Raw genomic sequence first — 24,723 nt, 5'->3', positions numbered from 1 at the left:
CGACTGACAGGAACGGATCATGGGAGACGCAATTTCTCTCTGGCCACTGATGGGTATCGCCGTCATTGTGGCTGGATTTCTTTTACGCTTTAACCCGGTATTAGTGGTCATTATTGCCGGGATCGTTACGGGACTGGCGGCGCAGATGCCGATCGCCACGATCCTCGAAAAACTGGGTGAAGGGTTCCTCAATACCCGTAACCTGCCCTTTATTCTGCTGATTCCGCTGGCGGTTATCGGTCTGCTGGAACGCCACGGGCTTAAAGAGCGCGCGCAGGCGTGGATCGCGAAAATCCGCAGCGCCACGGCAGGACGTCTGCTGATTGTCTATCTGTTTGTCCGCGAAGCGACGGCAGCGCTGGGGCTGACCAGTCTCGGCGGCCATCCGCAAATGGTGCGTCCGTTGCTGGCGCCGATGGCGGAAGGGGCGGCAGAGAAAATACACGGGGAACTGCCAGGCACGGTTCGCTACCGGCTGCGGGCAATGTCAGCAGCCACCGATAACGTCGGGTTGTTTTTTGGCGAAGACATTTTCGTGGCTTTTGGCGCCATCATCTTTATGCACAACTTCATGCTGGAGTCCGGCGGAATTCAGACCGAGCCGCTGCATATTGCGCTGTGGGGGATTCCGACGGCGATCTGCGCTTTTCTGATTCACGGCGCGCGCCTTTGGCGTCTGGACAATTATCTGCAACGTGAAGTGGCGAAAATCAGCGCGGCGATGAGCAAAGGAGAGGCGAAATGAATTTTCAACAAAGCTATCTCTATTGGCTGGCCGGTGTGGTGCTGTTGATTGTCGCCGTCATGTCGTGGCAGGACAAAGCCAACCCGCGTCGCCTGACGACGGGGTTATTCTGGGGCGTTTATGGCGTACTGTTCCTGCTCGGCGACTGGACTTATCAGCTGGTGGGCGACAAACGCATGGTTAACATCGCCGTCGGTGGGGCGGTGGTGGTGATGGCGTTGATTGCCGGTTTCGGCGGCGTGAAGCTCGGAAGCTATCACCAGCGAACTCGCGAACAGCGTGAGGAAAGCGCCAGTCGTCTGGGCAACCGCCTGTTTTATCCGGCGCTGGCGATCCCGGTGGTCACGGTGATCGGCGTGCTTATGTTCAACCATGTTCCCGGATTGCAGGAGGCGCTATTCGGGCCGGGCAATCACGCCACGCTGGTGACGCTGTTTTCCATGACTGCGGGGTCATTGATTGGTCTGGGGATGGCGATAAAGATGACGCATGAGAAGGTGCACCAGCCGATTCAGGAAGCGCGTCGTCTGCTGGATTCCATCGGTTGGGCGTTCATTTTGCCGCAGATCCTCGCCACGTTAGGGCTGTTATTTACCGCAGCAGGCGTCGGCAGCGGAATTTCGTATCTCACCCAGGAATATCTTGCCGTCGATAGCCGTTTTATCGCCGTGGCGGTCTACACCATCGGTATGGCGCTACTGACGATGGTGATGGGGAACGCCTTTGCCGCATTCCCGATTGTGACGGCGGGGATTGGGATTCCAATCCTGGTGCTGCAACATGGCGGGAATCCGGCGGTGATGGCGGCAATCGGCATGTTCTCCGGCTACTGCGGAACGCTGATGACGCCGATGGCGGCAAACTTTAATATCGTGCCTGCGGCGCTGCTGGAACTGCCGGATAAAAATGCGGTGATCAAAGCGCAGGTGCCGACCGGTATTGTGCTGCTGTTGGTTAACGTGTTTCTGATGTATTTCCTGATGTTTCTGTAAGGAGGAAGGATGAAGACGGTATTAATCACCGGGTTTGAACCCTTCGGCGGCGAGCAGGTTAACCCTTCCTGGGAAGTGGTCTCGCGTCTCGACAATGCTATCATCGCAGGGTGTCGCGTGGTGGCCCGCCAGCTCCCTTGCGTCTTTGGCGACTCTCTCACCGTGCTGAATGCGGCGATTGACGCGTTATCCCCGGTGCTGGTGCTGGCGATAGGGCAGGCCGGAGGGCGTACGGATATTACCGTGGAGCGCGTGGCGATTAATATTGACGATGCGCGTATCCCCGATAATCGCGGCAGGCAGCCAGTTGATGAGCCCATCGTGGCGGAAGGCCCGGCAGCCTGGTTTAGCACGCTGCCGATCAAAGCGATGGTCTCGGCGATGCGTGAAGCGGGGATTCCGGCATCGGTCTCTCAGACCGCAGGCACTTTTGTCTGCAACCACGTAATGTATGGACTGTTGCATAAATTGCGCGATATTCAGGACGTGAAGGGTGGATTTATCCATATTCCTTATCTGCCGGAACAGGCGGCGGCACATCCTGGTGCGCCCAGCATGGCGGCGGAAACGGTGCGTCAGGCGTTGGAAATCGCCATTGTCACAGCGCTTCATGTGGAAACTGACATTGCAGTAACAGGCGGAGCAACTCACTAACAAAGGACAGAACTATGCCTGAAGGCCCGGAGATCCGTCGTGCGGCGGATAACCTGGAGGCGGCGATCAAAGGCAAACCGTTGACGGACGTCTGGTTTGCCTTTTCGCAGTTAAAACCGTATGAATCGCCGCTGATTGGGCAGACGGTCACCCATATCGAAACGCGGGGGAAAGCGTTGCTGACCCACTTTTCGCAGGGGCTGACGCTCTACAGCCATAACCAGTTGTATGGCGTATGGCGAGTAGTGGAGACGGGGAACATCCCGGCAACCACCCGGGTATTACGCGTTAACCTGCAAACGGCGGATAAAACCATTCTGCTTTACAGCGCGTCCGACATTGAAATGTTGACGCCGGAACAGCTCGCCACCCACCCGTTTCTGCAACGCGTCGGGCCGGACGTGCTGGACCCGCGGCTGACGCCCGATGATGTAAAAGCGCGTCTGCTCTCTGCGCGTTTTCGTAATCGTCAGTTTTCCGGGCTGTTGCTGGATCAGGCGTTTCTCGCCGGGCTGGGCAACTATCTGCGTGTGGAAATTCTCTGGCAGGTAGGGCTGACGGGGCAGCATAAGGCGAAAGATCTCAGTGACCAACAGCTGGAGGCGTTATCTCATGCGCTGCTCGATATCCCGCGCCTTTCTTATACCACGCGCGGTCAGGCGGATGAGAACACGCATCACGGCGCGCTGTTTCGCTTTAAGGTGTTCCACCGGGACGGCGAAGCCTGCGAGCGCTGCGGCGGCATTATTGAGAAAACGACGCTTTCCTCGCGCCCGTTCTACTGGTGTCCACACTGCCAGACGTAATTCGTCAACGCGCCGGATGGCGGCTTCGCCTTATCCGGCCTACAGGCCAGACCATCCGACGTGGGAACTAGGCGGGGGAATAGGTTTTGCGATATTGCAACGGCGTTTTACCCATATTCTTGCGAAAACAGGTAATAAACCAGGCGTACTCGGAGAAACCGACCTGTTCGGCAATCTCACGCACTGAGCTGTTGGTGTGCAGCAGCAATTCACATGCCTGACGGATACGGCGCATCATCAGATACTCCTGAATGGTGCCGCCCGTTTCCTCGTGAAAGCGGCGTGAGGCATGTCCGCGCGAGCAGCCCATCTCGCGGGCGATATCGTCCAGCGAGCAGCGCTGGTGAAAATGAGTTTCTATCCAACGGATAATGCTGACCGAAAAGGTATTGTATCCCGTCGCCTGCTCCTGATGCGGCAGCAGGCTGATAATCTGCATCACCAGAAATGCGCTGTCGCTGACGCTGAACGTTTTGCTTTTTACCAGCGTTTCAAAACGGCTCAGCAGCGTTTCAATCACCGGCTGTACGTCGCCGACATCAAATACCCGCGCCTTTTCTCCCCGACCGCAGAGCTGACGCAGCAACATTTGCTGACGCGGAAAATCCCGCAGGTACTGCTCAATAATTGAGCCATTAAAATGCAGCGTTGTACGGTGATAAACATTACGATCGTCCTGCTCGACAAACACCTTATGCAGCTTTCCCGGCGGAAAAATAAAAATGCGCCCCGGTTTAACGGTGTACTGCTGGTGCTCCATTAGCGCGATGCCAACTCCCTGAGAAACTGACAGGATCTCCACACACTGATGCCAGTGGTAGTAGTTGGCAGGCATATTCTTCATGCGGTTAAAGTAAATCGACTTATCGTTGAGGTTGATATTCTCAAGATAACTGCTGTCTTCCATTCGCTGCATTTCTGCCCGCCCCTCCCGCAATGTGAATAAACTTAAACTTTTATCACTCTAATCGAATTTTTGTCGCTAAAAGAGGATGAATGTTGTTATTCATCACCGACGTTGTCCGAAAATACGACAATTATCACATTTGTCTGTCCGTCTGAATCCTTATTATGCGTCCAACATTTATCAAATGAAACGAGGTTTCATTATGCGAATAAGGCAAGAATATGTCGGACTGGCGCAACAATGGCTGGCGTCAGCCGTCCCCCATTTGAGGCGAGGGAACACGCGTCTGGACGCCGGAGAAACGTCTGCACACTACCCGGCGGATGTCGCCGGAATGGAAGGTTTCTCCCGTCTGCTGTGGCTGCTGGCGCCGTTACTGAGCGGTGGCGAAGCCGATGATTTTCGCGAGACGTTTATCGACGGTATTCGTCACGGCTGCGATCCCGAACATCCTGATTACTGGGGTTCTCTGGCGGATAACGATCAGCGATGCGTCGAAATGGCGGCGTTTGGCCTGGCGCTGGCGTTACCGGGAACGGGGCTTTGGTCAGCGCTCTCCACCGACGAGCAAAACAATCTGGAGCGCTGGTTACGCCAGAGCGCCGACATTCAGATCCCCGATAACAACTGGCATTTCTTCCCGGTGCTGGTGCAGGTGGGGCTTAAGTGCGTCGGGCGGCATTACGACATGATGGTAATTGATAAGCATCTGAATGCCATTGAACCGTTCTGGCTTGGCAACGGCTGGTACGCCGATGGCGCCGGTAAGCCGCGCGACTACTACATCTCCAGCGGGTTTCACTTTTACAGCCTGCTGTACAGCCACTTCATGCAGGATGCTGATCCCGAACGTTGTCTGCGCTATCGTCAGCGCGCGCGTCAGTTCGCGAAAGATTATATCCATTACTTTACCGGTGACGGCAATGCGATCCCCTTTGGTCGTAGCCTGACTTATCGCTTCGTACAGGTCGCATTCTGGAGCGCGGTGGCATATACCGGACTGGATGTGTTTAGCGTACCGGTTATCAAAGGGCTGATCCTGCGGCATATCGACTGGTGGCTGAGCCAACCGTTTATCGGCCCGGATGGTTTGTTCACGCTGGGGTACACATACCCGAATCTGGTGATGACCGAAGATTACAACAGCCCCGGTTCGCCGTACTGGGCATGTAAGGCATTGCTGATTCTGGCGCTGCCGCAAGAGAGTGCGTTCTGGCAGGCGGAACCCGCGCCATTGCCCGCGCTGGAGACGGTTCACCCGATAGCGGAAGCCGGGCAGTTTATTGTTCATGCGGAGGATAACCATCACGTCTGGATGCTGATGTCCGGGCAGTACGATCGCAATAACTTCGTCAATTTCGACGCCAAATACTGCAAGTTCGCCTATTCCAGCCACTTTGGTTTCACCCTTGAACGCGGCGTGTATGGTCTGAACCATGCCGCCTGTGATTCAACGCTGATGTTCAGCGAGCAGGACGGCTACTGGCGCGGGCGGCGCGAGTGCGATGCGGTGGAGATGACGCCAGCGTGGCTTCGAAGCGTCTGGCGCCCCTGGCCGGATGTCAGCGTCACCACCTGGCTTATCCCGCATGAGCAGGGGCATCTCCGGCTACATCGCGTTGTAACCCCACGCACGCTCGACTGCGTGGAAGGCGGATTCGCACTGAATCGCCATCATCTGACGACGACCCGAATGGCAAAAAACGGGCTGACTCTCAGTACCACTTCCGGCGTGTGTCAGATCGAGGATTTGCTGGCTGAACGCCAGCCGCTGGTCGTCACCACCCCGCCGAACAGCAACATTCTGTATGCCTCTCCTGGAGAGATCCCCTGTCTCGGCACGACGCTCACGCCGGGCACTCACTGGCTGGCCTGTAGCGTTAACGCCACGATGTCTCCGACGCTGCCGCCGCCGGTGGTCATGGCATTCGATCGTGTCAATCAGGTGCTGACGCTGAACTCGAAAACGCTGGAAATAAAATAATTGACGCTGATGCGGAGAAAATAATGATGAACCCTGTTCAGTCGACACGTTCGGCTTACATCAAGCTGAGTCTGTTTGTATTTCTGTTTACCTTTACCTGGGCGGCCAGTTTTGGCCTGTATGCTATCTGGCTGGGGGATAAAGCCGGGCTGGATGGCGTGGAAATCGGCACGGTGTTTGCCGTTAACGGCGTTTTTGCGGTGATTATCAAACCCGTTTACGGCTACATCATGGACAAAATGGGCATGAAAAAACACCTGCTCTATTTTGTCTGTATTGTTTCGGCACTGATGGCGCCGTTTTACATCTGGTGCTATCTGCCGCTGCTGCAAACCCATTTTGTCAGCGGAATGATCGTCGGCGCGCTGTTTTTCAGCCTCGGCTGGTATGCGGGCGTGGCGGCGGAAGAGTCATATGTTGACCGTTTCAGCCGTCTGTATGACATGGAGTTTGGCCGCATCCGTATGTGGGCGGCGCTGGGCTGGGCGACGGCGTCGTCGTTTTCCGGCTATCTCTACAATATCTCCCCCAAAATCAACTTTGTTATCAGCACCGTTTCCGCGCTGTGCATGTTCGCGGTGCTGCTGACGCTGAAGGTCGATCACTTTGGTCAGGAAGAAAACAACGTTCTGTCGAAAGAGAAGATTGTCATTGGCGATGTGTTCCAGCTGCTGCGTAATAAAAAGTTCTGGACCTTCTCCCTGTATATCGCGGGCGTGGCATGGATGATGTTTATTGCCGAGCAGCAATTCTCTCGCTATTTCGTCACCTTCTTCAGTACCAAAGAGGAAGGAAACGCCATGTTTGGCTATATGAGCACCGCGCAGTCCGCCGCCGAGTTCTTCGGCATGATGCTGGTGCCCGCCATCATTAACCGCATCGGCGCCAAGCAGGGGATGCTCCTGACAGGGCTGGTGATCAGCCTGCGTTTGATTATCTCCGGGTTAACTAACGATCCGCTGATTATCTGCCTGGTGAAACCGCTGTATGGGATTGAAATTGCGCTGATTCTGGTCTCGGTTTTCAAATATATCGCCGAACACTTCGACAAGCGCGTCAACGCCACGATGTATCTGCTGGGTTATCAGGCCATGATTTACGTCGGCTCTATCGTGGTGGCGCCGCCTGCCGGGTATGCCTATCAGAAGATCGGTTTTGAGCACACCTATCTGATTATGGGCATCATCGCGCTGATATTTACCGGGATCTCCGCCATCACGCTATCTCCCTGCTATCAGCATAAAAAAAACACCGCCATCCCTGCCCACGGGCAAGAAGCCATTCATTAAAGTAAAGAAAACGAGAGAATTATGTCTGCAACTATCCGTAAAGAAACGATTGTCCCTGTTGCGCTACAGCGCGGCGAGCGTGCTGCTATCGCGCAGAAAATTCGTCATGCGTTGCCGGTGATTTTAAAGGCTGTTGATCGTAACAGCGCTTATTTCGGCCAGCGTTTTCCCGACGCGGCATGTAAAAACGGTATCTATCCGATTATCGATAATCAGGAGTGGACGACCAGTTTCTGGACCGGGCAACTGTGGCTGGCATGGGAGTGGACAGGGAATGCCGCATATCGCGCGTTAGCCGGGCAGCATGTCCGCTCCTTTGGCGAACGTATCGCAAAGCGCGACCACACTAACCACCACGACCTCGGGTTTCTGTACAGCCTTTCCTGCGTGGCTGCCAGCAAATTGACCGATAACCGGGAGGCAATATATATCGCCCAGCAGGCGGCAGAAGTGTTGATGGAGCGCTATCACGACAAGTGCGGCATTATTCAGGCGTGGGGCGAGCTGGATAACCCGGAACAGCAGGGGAGGATGATCATTGACTGCAATATGAATCTGCCGTTGTTGTATCAGGCCAGCGCGACAACGGGCGACCCGCGCTATGCCCAGGCGGCGAAAAGCCATATTGAGCAGGCGCGACGCTATATTGTGCGCGAGGACGGCTCGACGTTTCACACGTACTATATGGATGTTCACACCGGTGAGTCACGTTTTGGCAATACCCATCAGGGGTTCTCCGACGATTCCTGCTGGTCGCGTGGGCAGGCATGGGGCGTGTATGGTTTTCTGCTGAACTACCTCTATACCGGGGATGAGAAACTGCTGGAATTGAGCCAGACGCTGGCAAACTATTTTATTAACCGTTTGCCGGAAGACCTGGTCTGTTACTGGGATCTGGCGCTGACCGATCCCAACAGCGAAAAAGACAGTTCTGCCAGCGCGATTCTCGCCTGCGCCTTGCTGGAGCTGGTAAAACAGCTTCCGGCGACTCATCCCGATCGTGAAAGTTATGAGGCGCTGGCATTGCGAATGATTGAGCGGATGCTCGACGGCTATCTCAATCTGGAGCACAAAGAAGGCGAAGGATTATTAAAACATTCTGTTTATTATTTTAAAGGTAACGTCGGCGTGAATGAATGCTGTGCCTGGGGTGATTATTTCCTGATGGAGGCCATTACCCGCGCAACGTCATGCTGGAATAGTTACTGGTAATATCCCACTCCTCCTGTTGAATAATAATGCTATTCAGTTAGCAGGGGGAGATTTTATCTCTGTTTCTGCAAGGAAAATATAATGAAAAGTAATAATATGAATACAGCCCTATTAGCGGCTGCACTGGTCATGCCTTCCGCCAGCGTTTTTGCGGACAATAACAGTCATTCAACGACGGCGCCACAGGCAAAAGAAAAACCGTTTACGACGGTTTATTTTGCGCCACGCACACAATATCGCACGGCCAGCGAGCGTTTTTTACAACGACTGATGCTGACAGGCGTGGTGCAGGACCCGAACAGTATTTTCGCCCGAATGTACTGGAGTTTTGAGACGGACTCCGATCTCGGTAAAAATATGGAGCAGTGGAAAAGCAGCTACGAAGAAGCAGAGTTTAACAAGCCGTTCCCGCTGGGCGAGAGCGACTTCTGGCTTGAACCTGGGGTTGTCTTTCATTGGGAGTCCGCCGGTTCGCGTATCGATCCTTACCTCGGCATTGGTTATCACTTTGACCCAACGCTGGGTGCCGTTTTACGCTATCGCTATAATCATCAAAATCACGACAGCCAGACGCTACAGGGTGACTGGGATGACTCTTCGGAACATCGCGTTGATATTTATCTGACCAAATATTTTACGCCAGATTTTTGGGTGCAATATAATCCGACATATTACAGTAAAACGCATGGTGATAAATTTGAATATGCGAATGGTAAAAACCATACGCTGCAACATAATTTTGTTTTTAACTTCCATGCAACGCCGCGTTTTTATCCCTTCTTTGAATTAGGTTATCTGGATGAATATAAAGATGGCGATGACACCAAAAATGAATACCAGATCAGGGTTGGGTTTAAATATAATTTAAATTAAACATTTTTATGCCTGCGGCTGTTTCGGCGCATAGGTTGAAATAAAACGGGCAACCGCAGGCCCGGTCAACAAAATGCTGAACAGCCGCAGGGTTTGCATCGCCATAATCAGCGCCATGTCGGCGTTGCTACCGGCGGCGATCACCGCCACGGTATCCAGCCCGCCGGGGCTGGTGGCAAGCCAGGCGGTGATAAAATCAATCTGCATGTAGTGGGCGAGTCCCCAGGCCATCGCCGCGCAAATCGCCATCAGGGCAAAGATGGAGGCCAGAATCTGCGGCAGCGGACGCAGCGCCATAAAAAAGACCTGCCTGTCGAACCCTAATCCGATGCGCCAGCCAATGGCCATATACGCAATCGCCAGCAGCCATTCCGGCAGTTCAATCACGATCATGCCGCCTGCATGAAGCCATGCGCCGACGATCATCGGCGCCAGCATAGTACCGGAAGGAATGCGCAATATGCGCCCGGCGAAGCCTGCAACCGCAGCCAGCAGCAGCGTGCTCCACAGATTGCCGCTCAGCGGCGGGAACCACTCAATCTGCTGGCTGACCGCTTCTGCGCTGTCGCCGAGGATCAGCCGCGTGACCAGCACGGCGGCGCCTGCGACAAACAGTACCCGCAGGTACTGCATAAACGCCACCAGGCGGATATCCGCGCCGTAGTCCTGCGCCATCGCCACCATTGCCGCCGCGCCGCCGGGGGAGGAACCCCATGCGCCGGTATTGCCTGGCAGTGAGCTGTAGCGCACCAGCAGCCAGCCGACCACCGCGCTGGAGAGCAGCGTCACCAGCAGAATGGCTAACACCACCGGCCAGTTCACCGCCAGCGTGGTGAGAATCGAACCAGTAAGGTTTTGCGCAATCATGCAGCCGAGAATGGCCTGCGCTGCGAGAAAAGTGGAGCGGGGGAGTCGCAGCGTAATGCCTTTCAGACTGAATGCGATACCGGCAATCATCGGGCCGAGCAGCAGCGCCGCCGGAAGGTGGATGCAGAGAAAAGCCAGCGAAAGAAGGAGTGATAGCAGGAACAACAAACCCCACTGCAAAACCGGCATCCTGTGCTCCCTGTGTTAACTCTCGTGAAATCTCAATAAATCATAGGGAAAGCGTGATGAGAATAACATAACGGGGGTCAAGAAAAGGTGGGGTTTGCTGTTATTTGCCTGATGGTGGCATAAATGTCTTATCCGGCCTACAAAAGTGAATCATCGTAGGCCGGATAAGATCCGGCGTTTACAGATTAACGCTTAATATCAGACTTGAAATCGCGCTTTTCGTAGCCGGTGTACAGCTGACGCGGACGGGCGATTTTCATGCCTTCGCTGTGCATTTCGTTCCAGTGTGCAATCCAGCCCACGGTACGCGCCATCGCGAAGATCACGGTGAACATGGAGGACGGAATGCCCATCGCTTTCAGAATGATGCCGGAGTAGAAGTCTACGTTCGGGTAGAGTTTCTTCTCGATAAAGTACGGGTCGTTCAGCGCGATGTGTTCCAGCTCCATCGCGACTTCCAGCAGGTCATCTTTGGTGCCCAGCTCTTTCAGAACTTCGTGGCAGGTTTCACGCATGACGGTAGCGCGCGGGTCATAGTTTTTGTAAACACGGTGACCGAAGCCCATCAGGCGGAAAGAATCATTCTTGTCTTTTGCCCGGCGAATAAATTCCGGGATGTGTTTAACAGAGCTGATTTCTACCAGCATTTTCAGCGCCGCTTCGTTCGCGCCGCCATGTGCCGGTCCCCACAGGGAGGCAATGCCCGCCGCGATGCAGGCGAACGGGTTCGCGCCGGAGGAGCCTGCGGTACGGACGGTTGACGTTGATGCGTTCTGTTCGTGATCGGCGTGAAGAATCAGAATGCGATCCATTGCGCGTTCCAGCACCGGGTTAACTTCATAGTTTTCGCACGGTGTGGAGAACATCATGTTCAGGAAGTTGCCGGAATAGGAGAGGTCGTTGCGCGGGTAGACGAACGGTTGACCGATAGAATACTTGTAACACATTGCCGCCATTGTCGGCATTTTGGACAGCAGGCGGAACGCGGCGATTTCACGATGACGCGGATTATTCACATCCATCGAGTCGTGGTAGAACGCAGCCAGCGCGCCAGTGACGCCGCACATAACGGCCATCGGATGCGAGTCGCGGCGAAAACCGTGGAACAGACGGGTAATCTGCTCATGGATCATGGTATGGCGTGTGACGGTGGTTTTGAACTCGTCGTACTCTGCTTGGGTCGGTTTCTCGCCGTACAGCAGGATGTAACATACTTCCAGATAGTTAGACTCGGTAGCCAGTTGGTCAATCGGGAAGCCGCGATGTAACAGAATGCCTTCGTCGCCGTCGATGAAGGTGATTTTGGATTCGCAGGATGCGGTAGAGGTGAAACCTGGATCAAAAGTGAACATCCCCTTTGAGCCGAGACTACGAATATCAATAACGTCTTGACCGAGTGTGCCCTTTAGCACATCCAGTTCAATAGCAGAGTCACCATTTAGGGTGAGTTTTGCTTTTGTATCAGCCATTTACGGTCTCCTTAGCGCCTTATTGCTTAAGACTACTCAGTGAGATTTGCTTCGTTACATAAATCAACCGTTACCAGTTTGTTATTTGGCTCGCCGCTCTGCGAAAGAGGAGAAAACCAGGGTACAGAGCAATGGGCGCTTGCAGGTAAAAACAGTTAACTTATGGCGAATTAGCAACAAATCAACAACTTAGCAATCCGAATTATTAAACCTGACTATCACTAATAACTGTCCTGAATAAATTGGTCAATACCGCCACACTGTTACATAACTTATTAGCAGGTGAAAGAGTGACCCCATAACTTTTGCGCATTATATGCCTTTTCTGGTGTTGTTTGTAACAACTTTGTTTAATGTTTGTCAAATCAGATGATTAAAAATTAAATAAATGTTGTTATCGTGACCTATGTCACTGTTCGGGATAAAACCCGACAAACTATATGTAGGTTAATTGTAATGATTTTGTGAACGTCCTATACTGCCGCCAGGTCTCCGGAATACCCTGCAATCCCGAGCCACCCAGCGTTGTAACGTGTCGTTTTAGCAACTGGAAGCAGTGTTTTACATGACGCGCAGTTATAGAAAGGACGCTGTCTGACCCGCAAGCAGACCGGAGGAAGGAAATCCCGTCGTCTTTCTGGCTACAGGTAGATTCACCCTCTGTACCCGAAGTCCAAAGGGAATAATAAGAACAGCATGTGGGCGTTATTCATGATAAGAAATGTGAAAAAACAAAGACCTGTCAATCTGGATCTGACAACGATCCGGTTCCCAATCACGGCGATAGCGTCCATTCTCCATCGCGTTTCTGGAGTGATCACCTTCGTGGCGGTCGGGATTCTGTTGTGGTTATTGGGCACCAGCCTCTCTTCCCCTGAAGGATTCCAGCAGGCATCCGCCATCATGGGGAGCTTCTTTGTTAAATTTATTATGTGGGGCATCCTCACCGCGCTGGCGTATCACGTCGTGGTCGGTATTCGTCACATGATGATGGATTTTGGCTATCTGGAAGAAACATTCGAAGCGGGTAAACGCTCAGCCAAAATCTCTTTTGTTATCACTGTCGTGCTTTCACTTCTCGCAGGAGTCCTCGTATGGTAAGCAACGCCTCCGCATTAGGACGCAATGGCGTACATGACTTCATCCTGGTCCGTGCTACCGCTATCGTTCTGACCCTCTACATCGTTTATATGGTGGGCTTTTTCGCAATAAGCGGCGAGCTGACCTTTGATGTCTGGAGCGGTTTCTTCTCATCGGCATTCACCAAAGTCTTCACCCTGCTGGCACTTTTCTCCATCTTGATTCATGCCTGGATCGGCATGTGGCAGGTGTTGACCGACTACGTTAAACCTCTGGCCCTGCGCCTTGTGCTACAGCTGGCAATCGTTGTTGCGCTGGTGGTTTACGTCATTTATGGATTTGTTGTGGTGTGGGGTGTGTAATGAAACTGCCAGTCAGAGAATTTGATGCTGTTGTTATTGGCGCAGGCGGCGCAGGTATGCGCGCAGCGCTGCAAATTTCCCAGAGCGGCCAGACCTGTGCGCTGCTCTCCAAAGTCTTCCCAACCCGTTCCCATACCGTATCCGCACAAGGTGGCATCACCGTGGCGCTCGGTAATACCCATGAAGATAACTGGGAATGGCACATGTACGATACCGTAAAAGGATCGGACTACATCGGCGACCAGGACGCGATTGAATATATGTGCAAAACCGGCCCGGAAGCGATTCTGGAACTGGAGCACATGGGGCTGCCTTTCTCCCGTCTTGACGATGGCCGTATCTATCAGCGTCCGTTCGGCGGCCAGTCGAAAAACTTCGGCGGCGAACAGGCGGCGCGTACCGCAGCGGCGGCTGACCGTACCGGTCACGCGCTGTTGCACACGCTGTACCAGCAGAACCTGAAAAACCACACCACCATTTTTTCTGAATGGTATGCGCTGGATCTGGTGAAAAACCAGGATGGCGCGGTAGTGGGGTGTACCGCGCTGTGTATCGAAACCGGCGAAGTGGTCTACTTCAAAGCGCGCGCAACCGTGCTGGCGACCGGCGGCGCAGGCCGTATTTACCAGTCCACCACTAACGCTCATATCAACACCGGCGACGGCGTGGGTATGGCGCTGCGTGCCGGTGTTCCGGTGCAGGATATGGAAATGTGGCAGTTCCACCCGACCGGCATTGCGGGCGCGGGCGTGCTGGTGACGGAAGGCTGCCGTGGTGAAGGCGGTTATCTGCTGAATAAACATGGCGAGCGCTTTATGGAGCGCTATGCCCCGAACGCGAAGGACCTGGCCGGTCGTGACGTGGTCGCGCGTTCTATTATGATCGAAATCCGTGAAGGTCGCGGCTGCGACGGCCCGTGGGGGCCGCACGCGAAACTGAAGCTCGACCATTTGGGTAAAGAAGTGCTCGAATCCCGTCTGCCGGGTATCCTCGAATTGTCCCGTACCTTTGCGCACGTTGACCCGGTTAAAGAGCCGATCCCGGTTATCCCAACCTGTCACTACATGATGGGCGGTATCCCGACCAAAGTGACCGGTCAGGCGCTGACTGTGAACGAGCAGGGCGAAGACGTGGTGATTCCTGGCCTGTTCGCGGTGGGTGAGATCGCCTGCGTATCCGTACACGGCGCTAACCGTCTGGGCGGCAACTCGCTGCTTGACCTGGTGGTCTTCGGACGTGCGGCCGGTCTGCATTTGCAGGAGTCCATCGCCGAGCAGGGCGCGCTGCGTGACGCCAGCGAGTCTGACATTGAGGCCTCTCTGGAACGTCTCAACCGCTGGAACAACAACCGTGACGGCGAAGATCCGGTGGTTATCCGTAAAGCGTTGCAGGAATGTATGCAGCACAACTTCTCGGTATTCCGTGAAGGCGACGCGATGGCGAAAGGGCTTGAGCAACTGAAGGTGATCCGCGAACGTCTGAAAAACGCCCGTCTGGATGACACCTCCAGCGAGTTCAACACCCAGCGCGTCGAGTGTCTGGAGCTGGACAACCTGATGGAAACGGCTTACGCAACTGCGGTATCCGCCAACTTCCGTACCGAAAGCCGTGGCGCGCATAGCCGCTTCGACTTCCCGGATCGTGATGATGAAAACTGGCTGTGCCATTCCCTGTATCTGCCAGAGACGGAATCCATGACGCGTCGTAGCGTCAATATGGAACCGAAACTGCGCCCGGCATTCCCGCCGAAGATTCGTACTTACTAATGCGGAGACAGGAAAATGAAACTCGAGTTTTCGATTTATCGCTATAACCCGGATGTTGATGACGCTCCGCGTATGCAGGATTACACCCTGGAAGGCGAAGAAGGGCGTGACATGATGCTGCTGGATGCGCTGATGCAGCTGAAAGAGAAAGATCCCAGCCTCTCTTTCCGTCGCTCATGCCGTGAAGGCGTGTGCGGTTCAGATGGCCTGAACATGAACGGCAAAAACGGCCTGGCGTGTATTACGCCGGTTTCGGCGCTACACCAGCCGGGTAAGAAGATTGTTATCCGTCCGCTGCCCGGTTTACCGGTTATCCGCGATTTGGTGGTAGACATGGGGCAATTCTACGCACAATATGAGAAGATTAAGCCTTACTTATTGAATAATGGGCAAAATCCACCCGCTCGTGAGCATTTACAGATGCCTGAGCAGCGTGAAAAACTCGATGGGCTGTATGAGTGTATTCTTTGTGCGTGCTGTTCAACGTCGTGCCCGTCGTTCTGGTGGAACCCGGATAAGTTTATCGGCCCGGCAGGCCTGTTAGCGGCGTATCGTTTCCTGATCGATAGCCGGGATACCGAGACCGACAGCCGCCTGGAAGACCTGAGCGATGCATTCAGCGTATTCCGCTGTCATAGCATCATGAACTGCGTCAGTGTATGTCCTAAGGGGCTGAACCCGACGCGCGCCATCGGCCATATTAAGTCGATGTTGTTGCAACGCAGTGCGTAAATAATAACGCCGGTAAGCGCAGTGAATGACAGTCCCGTAGGCCGGATAAGACGTTGGCGTCGTCATCCGGCATATATTGCCCGATGGCGCTACGCTTATCAGACCTACGGGGCCACCACCGGTTTGAAATGCAGGAAACCTTTAAAAACTGCCCTGATGGTTAGACAGTTTCTAAAGGTTCCTTCGCGAGCCGCTACACAGAGAAGAGCTCGCAAGTGAACCCCGGCACGCACAGCAATGTGCGTGGTAGTATCCACGGCGAAGTAAGCATACAGAATGCTTAAGGGATCACGATGCAGAACAGCGCTTTGAAAGCCTGGTTGGACTCTTCTTACCTCTCTGGCGCAAACCAGAGCTGGATAGAACAGCTCTATGAAGACTTCTTAACCGATCCTGACTCGGTAGACGCTAACTGGCGTTCGACGTTCCAGCAGTTACCTGGCACCGGAGTCAAACCGGATCAATTCCATTCAAAAACGCGTGATTATTTCCGTCGTCTGGCGAAGGATGCCTCACGTTACTCTTCTTCGATTTCCGACCCTGACACCAATACGAAGCAGGTCAAAGTCCTGCAACTTATCAACGCTTATCGTTTCCGTGGTCACCAGCATGCGAATCTCGATCCGCTGGGACTGTGGGAGCAAGAAAACGTGGCGGATCTGGACCCCTCTTTCCACGATCTGACAGAGGCCGATTTCCAGGAAAGCTTTAACGTAGGTTCTTTTGCGATTGGCAAAGAGACGATGAAGCTGGGCGAACTTATTTCCGCGCTCAAACAAACATACTGCGGCCCGATTGGCGCCGAGTATATGCACATCACCAGCACCGAAGAGAAACGCTGGATTCAGCAGCGTATCGAATCCGGCCGCGCCGCCTTCAGCGCGGAAGAGAAAAAACGCTTCCTCAACGAACTGACCGCCGCCGAAGGGCTGGAGCGTTATCTGGGGGCGAAATTCCCGGGGGCGAAACGCTTCTCGCTGGAAGGCGGTGATGCGTTAATCCCGATGCTCAAAGAGATGATCCGCCATGCGGGCAACAGCGGCACCCGCGAAGTGGTGCTGGGTATGGCGCACCGTGGCCGTCTGAACGTGCTGGTCAACGTGCTGGGTAAAAAACCGCAGGATCTGTTCGACGAATTTGCGGGCAAACATAAAGAACACCTCGGCACCGGCGACGTGAAGTACCACATGGGCTTCTCGTCTGATATCGAAACCGAAGGCGGTCTGGTTCACCTGGCGCTGGCGTTTAACCCGTCGCACCTGGAAATCGTCAGCCCGGTGGTGATCGGTTCCGTGCGCGCCCGTCTGGATCGTCTGGATGAGCCGAGCAGCAATAAAGTGCTGCCAATCACCATTCACGGCGACGCCGCAGTGACGGGCCAGGGCGTGGTTCAGGAAACCCTGAACATGTCCAAAGCGCGTGGTTACGAAGTGGGCGGCACGGTGCGTATCGTCATCAACAACCAGGTGGGCTTTACCACCTCCAACCCGCTGGATGCGCGTTCCACCCCATACTGCACCGACATCGGCAAGATGGTTCAGGCGCCGATTTTCCACGTTAACGCGGATGACCCGGAAGCGGTGGCTTTCGTTACCCGTCTGGCGCTGGACTTCCGTAACACCTTTAAACGCGATGTCTTCATCGATCTGGTGTGCTACCGCCGTCACGGCCATAACGAAGCCGACGAGCCGAGCGCAACCCAGCCGCTGATGTACCAGAAAATCAAAAAGCATCCGACGCCGCGTAAACTCTACGCCGACAAGCTGGAAGCGGACAAGGTCGCTACGCTGGAAGACGCCACTGAAATGGTCAACCTCTACCGCGATGCGCTGGATGCAGGCGAATGCGTGGTGAAAGAGTGGCGTCCGATGAACATGCACTCCTTCACCTGGTCGCCGTACCTCAACCATGAATGGGATGAGAGCTACCCGAACAAGGTGGAAATGAAGCGTTTGCAGGAACTGGCTAAACGCATCAGCACGGTGCCGGAAGCGGTAGAAATGCAGTCGCGCGTCGCCAAAATTTACGGCGATCGTCAGTCGATGGCCGCTGGCGAGAAGCTGTTCGACTGGGGCGGCGCGGAAACGCTGGCCTACGCCACGCTGGTTGATGAGGGGATTCCGGTGCGTCTGTCCGGTGAGGACTCCGGTCGCGGCACCTTCTTCCACCGTCATGCGGTGATTCATAACCAGGCAAATGGTTCCACGTATACGCCGTTGCAGCACATTCATAACGGTCAGGGCACCTTCCGCGTCTGGGACTCCGTCCTGTCTGAAGAAGCGGTGCTGGCGTTCGAATACGGTTATGCGACCGCTGAACCGCGCACCCTGACCATCTGGGAAGCGCAGTTCGGCGACTTCGCCAACGGCGCGCAGGTGGTGATCGATCAGTTCATCTCCTCCGGCGAGCAGAAATGGGGGCGGATGTGCGGCCTGGTGATGCTGCTGCCGCACGGCTACGAAGGGCAGGGGCCGGAGCACTCCTCCGCGCGTCTGGAACGTTATCTGCAACTTTGCGCTGAGCAGAACATGCAGGTTTGCGTCCCGTCCACCCCGGCGCAGGTTTACCACATGCTGCGTCGTCAGGCGCTGCGCGGTATGCGCCGTCCGCTGGTCGTTATGTCGCCGAAGTCGCTGCTGCGTCATCCGCTGGCGGTCTCCAGCCTGGACGAACTGGCCAACGGCGCCTTCCAGCCAGCGATTGGCGAGGTTGATGAGCTCGATCCGCAAGGCGTGAAGCGCGTGGTGATGTGTTCTGGTAAGGTTTATTACGACCTGCTGGAACAACGCCGTAAAAACGATCAGAAAGATGTCGCCATTGTGCGCATTGAACAGCTCTACCCGTTCCCGCACAAAGCGGTTCAGGAAGCGCTGAAACCGTACGCCCACGTACATGATTTTGTCTGGTGCCAGGAAGAGCCGCTCAACCAGGGCGCATGGTACTGTAGTCAGCATCATTTCCGTGAAGTGATTCCATTTGGGTCTGCTCTGCGTTACGCAGGTCGCCCGGCCTCCGCCTCTCCGGCGGTAGGGTATCTGTCCGTTCACCAGAAACAGCAACAAGATCTGGTTAATGACGCGCTGAACGTCGATTAATTAAAGGATAAATAATGAGTAGCGTAGATATTCTTGTTCCCGACCTGCCTGAGTCCGTAGCGGACGCAACCGTTGCGACCTGGCACAAAAAACCGGGCGATAGTGTCCAGCGTGATGAAGTGCTGGTAGAAATCGAAACTGACAAAGTGGTACTGGAAGTACCGGCATCGGCTGACGGCATTCTGGATGCGGTTCTGGAAGATGAAGGTACGACGGTAACGTCTCGCCAGATCCTGGGTCGCCTGCGTGAAGGCAACAGCTCCGGTAAAGAGACCAGCGCCAAATCCGAAGAGAAAGCGTCTACACCGGCGCAGCGCCAGCAGGCGTCGCTATCCGAGCAGAACAACGATGCCCTCAGCCCGGCGATCCGCCGTCTGTTGGGTGAACACAACCTCGACGCCAGCGCCATCAAAGGCACGGGCGTAGGCGGTCGCATCACGCGCGAAGATGTGGAAAAACATCTGGCGAAGGCACCGGCGAAAGCGGAAGCCAAAGCGCCGGAAGCCGCGCCTGCCGCACAGCCTGCGCTTGGCGCTCGCAGTGAAAAACGCGTCCCGATGACCCGTCTGCGCAAGCGCGTAGCCGAGCGTCTGCTGGAAGCGAAAAACTCCACCGCGATGCTGACCACGTTCAACGAAGTCAACATGAAGCCAATCATGGATCTGCGTAAGCAGTATGGCGACGCGTTTGAAAAACGTCACGGCATTCGTCTGGGCTTCATGTCCTTCTACGTGAAAGCGGTGGTTGAAGCGCTGAAACGCTACCCGGAAGTGAACGCCTCCATTGATGGCGACGACGTGGTGTATCACAACTACTTTGACGTCAGCATGGCGGTTTCCACGCCGCGTGGTCTGGTAACGCCGGTACTGCGTGATGTCGATACCCTCGGCATGGCGGATATCGAGAAGAAAATCAAAGAACTGGCCGTGAAAGGGCGTGACGGTAAGCTGACGGTGGACGATCTGACCGGCGGTAACTTCACCATCACCAACGGTGGCGTGTTCGGCTCGCTGATGTCTACCCCGATCATCAACCCGCCGCAGAGCGCAATCCTCGGCATGCATGCGATCAAAGATCGTCCGATGGCGGTGGATGGCAAGGTTGAGATCCTGCCGATGATGTACCTGGCGCTGTCTTACGATCACCGTCTGATCGATGGTCGTGAATCAGTGGGCTTCCTGGTCGCCATTAAAGAGCTGCTGGAAGATCCGACGCGTCTGCTGCTGGACGTGTAGTCACTTTTTAGTGTCACCTGCCCTGTAGGCCGGATAAGGCGCTGGTGAGATGCCTGATGGCGACGCAGCCGCGTCTTATCAGGCCTACAGGTTTAAAGATAACGATTACCTGAAGGATGGACAGAACACATGAACTTACATGAATATCAGGCAAAACAACTTTTTGCCCGCTATGGCTTACCGGCGCCGGTGGGTTATGCCTGTACTACTCCGCGTGAAGCAGAAGAAGCCGCTTCAAAAATCGGCGCGGGTCCGTGGGTAGTAAAATGTCAGGTTCACGCAGGCGGCCGTGGCAAAGCGGGCGGTGTGAAGGTTGTTAACAGCAAAGAAGAGATTCGCGCGTTCGCGGAACACTGGCTGGGTAAACGCCTCGTGACCTACCAGACAGACGCGAACGGTCAACCGGTCAACCAGATTCTGGTTGAAGCGGCGACTGATATCGATAAAGAGCTGTATCTTGGCGCGGTTGTTGACCGTAGTTCTCGCCGCGTGGTCTTTATGGCCTCCACCGAAGGCGGCGTGGAAATCGAAAAAGTGGCGGAAGAGACCCCGCACCTGATCCACAAAATCGCCCTCGATCCGCTGGCGGGTCCAATGCCGTATCAGGGCCGCGAACTGGCGTTCAAACTGGGTCTGGAAGGTAAGCAGGTTCAGCAATTCACGAAGATCTTCATGGGTCTGGCAACCATTTTCCTTGAGCGCGATCTGGCGCTGATCGAAATCAACCCGCTGGTGATCACTAAGCAGGGCGATCTGATCTGTCTCGACGGCAAACTGGGCGCTGACGGCAACGCGTTGTTCCGCCAGCCGGATCTGCGTGAAATGCGCGACCAGTCTCAGGAAGACCCGCGTGAAGCACAGGCGGCGCAGTGGGAACTGAACTACGTGGCGCTGGACGGCAACATCGGCTGCATGGTTAACGGCGCAGGTCTGGCGATGGGCACGATGGACATCGTTAAACTGCACGGCGGCGAACCGGCTAACTTCCTCGACGTAGGCGGCGGCGCGACCAAAGAGCGCGTAACCGAAGCGTTCAAAATCATCCTCTCTGACGACAACGTGAAAGCGGTTCTGGTTAACATCTTCGGCGGCATCGTCCGTTGCGACCTGATTGCCGACGGTATCATCGGCGCGGTAGAAGAAGTGGGTGTTAGCGTACCGGTTGTCGTTCGTCTGGAAGGCAACAACGCCGAACTCGGCGCGAAAAAACTGGCTGACAGCGGCCTGAATATTATTGCAGCGAAAAGTCTGACGGATGCAGCTCAGCAGGTTGTTGCCGCAGTGGAGGGGAAATAATGTCTGTTTTAATCGATAAAAACACCAAGGTTATCTGCCAGGGCTTTACCGGTAGCCAGGGGACTTTCCACTCTGAACAGGCGATTGCTTACGGCACGCAGATGGTGGGCGGCGTAACGCCAGGCAAAGGCGGCACCACGCATCTGGGTCTGCCGGTGTTCAATACCGTGCGTGAAGCGGTAGAAGCCACTGGCGCCACCGCAACGGTTATCTACGTTCCGGCGCCGTTCTGCAAAGACTCCATTCTGGAAGCTGTCGACGCGGGCATCAAACTGATTATCACCATCACTGAAGGTATCCCGACGCTGGATATGCTGACCGTGAAAGTCGCGCTTGACGAAGCGGGCGTGCGCATGATCGGGCCGAACTGCCCGGGCGTGATCACCCCTGGCGAGTGCAAAATCGGCATCATGCCGGGCCACATCCACAAGCCGGGCAAAGTGGGCATCGTGTCCCGCTCCGGTACGCTGACCTATGAAGCGGTTAAGCAGACCACTGACTACGGTTTCGGCCAGTCCACCTGTGTGGGCATCGGCGGCGACCCGATCCCGGGCTCTAACTTCATCGATATCCTGAAACTGTTCCAGGAAGATCCGCAGACTGAAGCGATCGTGATGATCGGTGAGATCGGCGGTAGCGCGGAAGAAGAGGCGGCGGCATACATCAAAGAACACGTAACCAAGCCGGTTGTTGGTTACATCGCGGGCGTTACCGCGCCGAAAGGCAAGCGTATGGGTCACGCGGGCGCGATTATCGCGGGTGGTAAAGGTACGGCGGATGAGAAATTCGCCGCGCTGGAAGCCGCAGGCGTGAAAACCGTTCGTAGCCTGGCGGATATCGGCGAAGCGCTGAAAGCCGTAATGAAGTAATTCTCAAAAAGCAGCAATAAGGCCCGACTCCTTCGTGCGACAGGGGAATACCTGAAGCGCGAAGGATGCAGGGCTGGTCCGTTTTCGACATGGTTGGTCACCTTCTGGTGACCTTTTTTTTGCCTGTTTTGCCGCTTAACCGTGTTGAAAATAAGCATCTTGCTGCGGTAAACGTTTACCCGCGCTTATTGTTATTAATATCATCCTGCCAGCAGGTAACGAACAGAAAATTATCAGACACATAAACAGTCGCTTTCTGTTATGCCGCGTGTTAAATCCTCCTTAAATAAACCACAAATAATATTGATTCACCTCGCAACATTTTTTCTCCATAAAACAAGTTAACATGAAAAATTATTAAGAACTTATTAGCACTATTTGCCTGTAATTAACCGCGTTTAAATTGTGTTTATTGTCGGGGTTGAGTATTATTGCTTAATATTTAAACACTGGCAGTGTGCGTAAATCATGGAGTGGATCAATGACATTAGCGGAGAAAATAAAATATAACTCTCGGGGATAATCTGGAGGGGTTGCATTAATTTTTTATAAATTAAACTATTTTTGTACGCTGCATATGGAAGACGTTATGAGAGGAAAGATACCCAAGACCGAATTACTGGTGACTTTTGAAGTGGTGGCGCGTCACGAAAGCTATACCCGGGCAGCAGAAGAGTTGGCGTTGACTCAGAGTGCCGTGTTCCGGCAGGTGAATGCGCTGGAGGATTTTTTACATACCTCGTTATTTAACCATGCCAAAAAGCGAATTTTTTTAAATGCAGCCGGTAAGCATTATCTGAGCATTGTTAAAGAAACACTTAACAAACTTGAACGCGATACCAATACGATAATGACCTGGCAACCCACCGTTCAGGTCATTGAGCTGGCGGTGAACCCAACGTTCAGTACCCACTGGCTGATTCCGAATTTACGTGAATTTAATAAAATAAATCCTGACATTATCGTTAATATTCATTCGCTGGCGAATATTGGTGATTTTCTTAACCGTGAGTATGACGCCGCCATTATGCGGGAAGATTTTTGCTCGCCCTGGTCAGAGGTGGAGTATTTATTTGAAGAGGAAATTTTACCCGTATGCAGTGGCAGCCTTTTACCTCAGCCGAATCAAAAACTGACCGTAGAAGAGTTGCTCAATGAATTTCCTCTTTTGCATCAAAGTACGCGCATCAAAGGCTGGCAGGAATGGTTCGCGCTGTCGGATATCAACAGTCCGCTGGTGAATAAAGGCCCGCGCTTTGATTTATTGTCGATGCTGATTGCCGCCGTGCGTTCTAATCTGGGCGTGGCGCTATTGCCCCGGTTTGCGATCCAGCACGATCTGGATAACGGTGAGATGGTGATTCCCTGCGATGTGCCGATGCGTACAGGGAACCGGTTTATTATGACGTGGCGCGAAGAAAAAGCGGAATCCCGGTATTTACAGATCTTCCGTGACTGGCTGCTGCAAAAATCGGTAATCTCAGCGGTGGAGCGCTGATGCCGGATGGCGGCCGGTGGCCTTATCCGGCCTACAAGCGGTGAGAACTGATGCCGGATGGTGGCCAGTGGCCTTATCCGGCCTGCAAGCGGTGAGAACTGATGCCGGATGGCGGCCGGTGGCTTTATCCGGCCTACAGGCGGTGAGGACTGTAGGCCTGATAAGCGCAGCGCCATCAGGCAAAGGCGCGGCTACCAGTCTATCCCGGCCTGCGCCTGAATGCCGCTATCGAATGCATGCTTCACCGGGCGGACTTCGCTGACCGTATCGGCGAGTTCCAGTAATTGCGTATGACACCCGCGACCGGTAACGATCACGCTCTGCTGTTCGGGACGATTCACAATCGCGGCGATCACGTCCTGGGTGTCCAGGTAGTGATAAGCCAGCATGTACGTCAGTTCATCCAGCACCACCAGATCGTAACGCGGGTCGGCGAGCATGCGCCTGCCTTCCTGCCAGACGGCTTCCGCCGCCTGTATATCCGCTTCCCGATCCTGCGTCTCCCAGGTAAAACCGGTGCCCATAATGTGAAACTCAACGCCCAGCGGTTGCAGCGTGTTGTATTCACCGTTATCCCACTGACCTTTAATAAATTGCGCGACGCCAACGGTTTTGCCGTGACCGACCGCGCGGGTCGCGGTGCCAAAGGCCGCCGTCGATTTTCCTTTACCGTTCCCGGTGAAAACAATCAGGACTCCTTTCTGTTCCGTGGCCGCCGCCACGCGGGTGTCCACCTGTTCTTTCAGTTTTTGCTGCCGCTGGCGGTGCCTGTCAGTATTGGCTCGCGCTTCCATAAATGCTCC

At 54.5% G+C, this 24,723-nt stretch carries 22 protein-coding genes; 17 read left to right on the top strand and 5 right to left on the bottom strand.

Annotated features, from left to right (window positions below):
* The first annotated feature begins 19 nt into the window (after nucleotides 1-19).
* From OGW17_RS14750 to nei, 4 genes are read left to right on the top strand one after another with little or no spacing between them, the layout of a single operon-like run.
* The gene (locus OGW17_RS14750; protein WP_071259720.1) at nucleotides 20-745 is read left to right on the top strand and encodes a DUF969 domain-containing protein; all 726 of its coding nucleotides are present in this window, start codon (nucleotides 20-22) and stop codon (nucleotides 743-745) included.
* Nucleotides 742-1,737 (top strand): DUF979 domain-containing protein, encoded by a 996-nt coding sequence (locus OGW17_RS14745; RefSeq protein WP_012133294.1) that lies wholly within the window; start codon nucleotides 742-744, stop codon nucleotides 1,735-1,737. Before OGW17_RS14750 ends, OGW17_RS14745 begins: the two co-directional genes overlap by 4 nt.
* 9 nt (nucleotides 1,738-1,746) lie before the next feature.
* On the top strand, nucleotides 1,747-2,391 hold the full coding sequence (gene pcp, locus OGW17_RS14740) for a pyroglutamyl-peptidase I (RefSeq protein WP_012133293.1): 645 nt from the start codon (nucleotides 1,747-1,749) through the stop codon (nucleotides 2,389-2,391).
* A 14-nt stretch (nucleotides 2,392-2,405) separates the two neighbouring features.
* A complete protein-coding gene (nei, locus tag OGW17_RS14735; RefSeq protein WP_071259717.1) occupies nucleotides 2,406-3,197 on the top strand; it encodes an endonuclease VIII in 792 nt (263 codons plus the stop codon).
* A 67-nt stretch (nucleotides 3,198-3,264) separates the two neighbouring features.
* Here the strand turns inward: nei and OGW17_RS14730 are convergent, their stop codons facing one another.
* Nucleotides 3,265-4,113: an AraC family transcriptional regulator gene (locus tag OGW17_RS14730; protein ID WP_058668776.1), complete on the bottom strand. Its 849-nt coding sequence runs from the start codon at nucleotides 4,111-4,113 to the stop codon at nucleotides 3,265-3,267.
* Nucleotides 4,114-4,306: 193 nt separating this feature from the next.
* Between OGW17_RS14730 and OGW17_RS14725 the strand changes: the two genes are divergently transcribed.
* From OGW17_RS14725 to OGW17_RS14710, 4 genes are all read left to right on the top strand, one after another.
* Nucleotides 4,307-6,088 (top strand): DUF2264 domain-containing protein, encoded by a 1,782-nt coding sequence (locus tag OGW17_RS14725; protein ID WP_225622038.1) that lies wholly within the window; start codon nucleotides 4,307-4,309, stop codon nucleotides 6,086-6,088.
* A 23-nt stretch (nucleotides 6,089-6,111) separates the two neighbouring features.
* Nucleotides 6,112-7,377, top strand: a complete 1,266-nt coding sequence (locus OGW17_RS14720; RefSeq protein WP_012133289.1) for an oligosaccharide MFS transporter — start codon at nucleotides 6,112-6,114, stop codon at nucleotides 7,375-7,377.
* Nucleotides 7,378-7,398: 21 nt separating this feature from the next.
* The gene (locus OGW17_RS14715; RefSeq protein ID WP_071259711.1) at nucleotides 7,399-8,589 is read left to right on the top strand and encodes a glycoside hydrolase family 88 protein; all 1,191 of its coding nucleotides are present in this window, start codon (nucleotides 7,399-7,401) and stop codon (nucleotides 8,587-8,589) included.
* Nucleotides 8,590-8,670: 81 nt separating this feature from the next.
* Complete coding sequence (locus OGW17_RS14710) at nucleotides 8,671-9,462, top strand: oligogalacturonate-specific porin KdgM family protein (protein WP_071259709.1); 792 nt, start codon at nucleotides 8,671-8,673, stop codon at nucleotides 9,460-9,462.
* 6 nt (nucleotides 9,463-9,468) lie between these two features.
* Here the strand turns inward: OGW17_RS14710 and OGW17_RS14705 are convergent, their stop codons facing one another.
* From OGW17_RS14705 to OGW17_RS21665, 3 genes are all read right to left on the bottom strand, one after another.
* Nucleotides 9,469-10,518, bottom strand: a complete 1,050-nt coding sequence (locus OGW17_RS14705; RefSeq protein ID WP_071259706.1) for an AbrB family transcriptional regulator — start codon at nucleotides 10,516-10,518, stop codon at nucleotides 9,469-9,471.
* 185 nt (nucleotides 10,519-10,703) lie between these two features.
* Nucleotides 10,704-11,987, bottom strand: coding sequence for a citrate synthase (locus OGW17_RS14700; RefSeq protein ID WP_012133280.1), 1,284 nt, complete (start codon nucleotides 11,985-11,987; stop codon nucleotides 10,704-10,706).
* A gap of 205 nt (nucleotides 11,988-12,192) precedes the next feature.
* Nucleotides 12,193-12,300 (bottom strand): hypothetical protein, encoded by a 108-nt coding sequence (locus OGW17_RS21665; protein ID WP_418222314.1) that lies wholly within the window; start codon nucleotides 12,298-12,300, stop codon nucleotides 12,193-12,195.
* Between the two features lie 383 nt (nucleotides 12,301-12,683).
* On the opposite strand from OGW17_RS21665, the gene sdhC reads away from it, so the two are divergent.
* From sdhC to OGW17_RS14655, 9 genes are all read left to right on the top strand, one after another.
* A complete protein-coding gene (gene sdhC / locus OGW17_RS14695) occupies nucleotides 12,684-13,088 on the top strand; it encodes a succinate dehydrogenase cytochrome b556 subunit (RefSeq protein WP_047458089.1) in 405 nt (134 codons plus the stop codon).
* Complete coding sequence (gene sdhD, locus OGW17_RS14690) at nucleotides 13,082-13,429, top strand: succinate dehydrogenase membrane anchor subunit (RefSeq protein ID WP_012133278.1); 348 nt, start codon at nucleotides 13,082-13,084, stop codon at nucleotides 13,427-13,429. The genes sdhC and sdhD overlap by 7 nt, the downstream gene beginning before the upstream one ends.
* On the top strand, nucleotides 13,429-15,195 hold the full coding sequence (sdhA, locus tag OGW17_RS14685) for a succinate dehydrogenase flavoprotein subunit (RefSeq protein ID WP_012133277.1): 1,767 nt from the start codon (nucleotides 13,429-13,431) through the stop codon (nucleotides 15,193-15,195). The genes sdhD and sdhA overlap by 1 nt, the downstream gene beginning before the upstream one ends.
* A 15-nt stretch (nucleotides 15,196-15,210) precedes the next feature.
* Nucleotides 15,211-15,927 carry a succinate dehydrogenase iron-sulfur subunit SdhB gene (sdhB, locus tag OGW17_RS14680; protein ID WP_012133276.1) on the top strand — a complete coding sequence of 239 codons (717 nt, stop codon included), beginning with the start codon at nucleotides 15,211-15,213 and terminating at the stop codon, nucleotides 15,925-15,927.
* 293 nt (nucleotides 15,928-16,220) lie between these two features.
* Nucleotides 16,221-19,022, top strand: a complete 2,802-nt coding sequence (gene sucA / locus OGW17_RS14675; RefSeq protein ID WP_012133275.1) for a 2-oxoglutarate dehydrogenase E1 component — start codon at nucleotides 16,221-16,223, stop codon at nucleotides 19,020-19,022.
* Between the two features lie 14 nt (nucleotides 19,023-19,036).
* Complete coding sequence (gene odhB, locus OGW17_RS14670; protein WP_047458082.1) at nucleotides 19,037-20,257, top strand: 2-oxoglutarate dehydrogenase complex dihydrolipoyllysine-residue succinyltransferase; 1,221 nt, start codon at nucleotides 19,037-19,039, stop codon at nucleotides 20,255-20,257.
* 129 nt (nucleotides 20,258-20,386) lie between these two features.
* A complete protein-coding gene (gene sucC / locus OGW17_RS14665) occupies nucleotides 20,387-21,553 on the top strand; it encodes an ADP-forming succinate--CoA ligase subunit beta (RefSeq protein ID WP_012133271.1) in 1,167 nt (388 codons plus the stop codon).
* On the top strand, nucleotides 21,553-22,422 hold the full coding sequence (gene sucD, locus OGW17_RS14660; RefSeq protein ID WP_012133270.1) for a succinate--CoA ligase subunit alpha: 870 nt from the start codon (nucleotides 21,553-21,555) through the stop codon (nucleotides 22,420-22,422). The genes sucC and sucD overlap by 1 nt, the downstream gene beginning before the upstream one ends.
* 589 nt (nucleotides 22,423-23,011) lie before the next feature.
* Nucleotides 23,012-23,920 carry a LysR family transcriptional regulator gene (locus OGW17_RS14655; protein WP_024130527.1) on the top strand — a complete coding sequence of 303 codons (909 nt, stop codon included), beginning with the start codon at nucleotides 23,012-23,014 and terminating at the stop codon, nucleotides 23,918-23,920.
* A 191-nt stretch (nucleotides 23,921-24,111) separates the two neighbouring features.
* Here OGW17_RS14655 and cobO read toward each other — a convergent pair whose 3' ends face one another.
* Nucleotides 24,112-24,714, bottom strand: coding sequence for a cob(I)yrinic acid a,c-diamide adenosyltransferase (gene cobO / locus OGW17_RS14650; RefSeq protein WP_012133266.1), 603 nt, complete (start codon nucleotides 24,712-24,714; stop codon nucleotides 24,112-24,114).
* Nucleotides 24,715-24,723: the final 9 nt, after the last annotated feature.

This window comes from Citrobacter sp. CK181 (assembly GCF_030333595.1).
Classification (GTDB): domain Bacteria; phylum Pseudomonadota; class Gammaproteobacteria; order Enterobacterales; family Enterobacteriaceae; genus Citrobacter_B; species Citrobacter_B koseri.
Note: the sequence above shows the minus strand (reverse complement) of the source record. Positions and strands in the feature narration are given on the sequence as shown.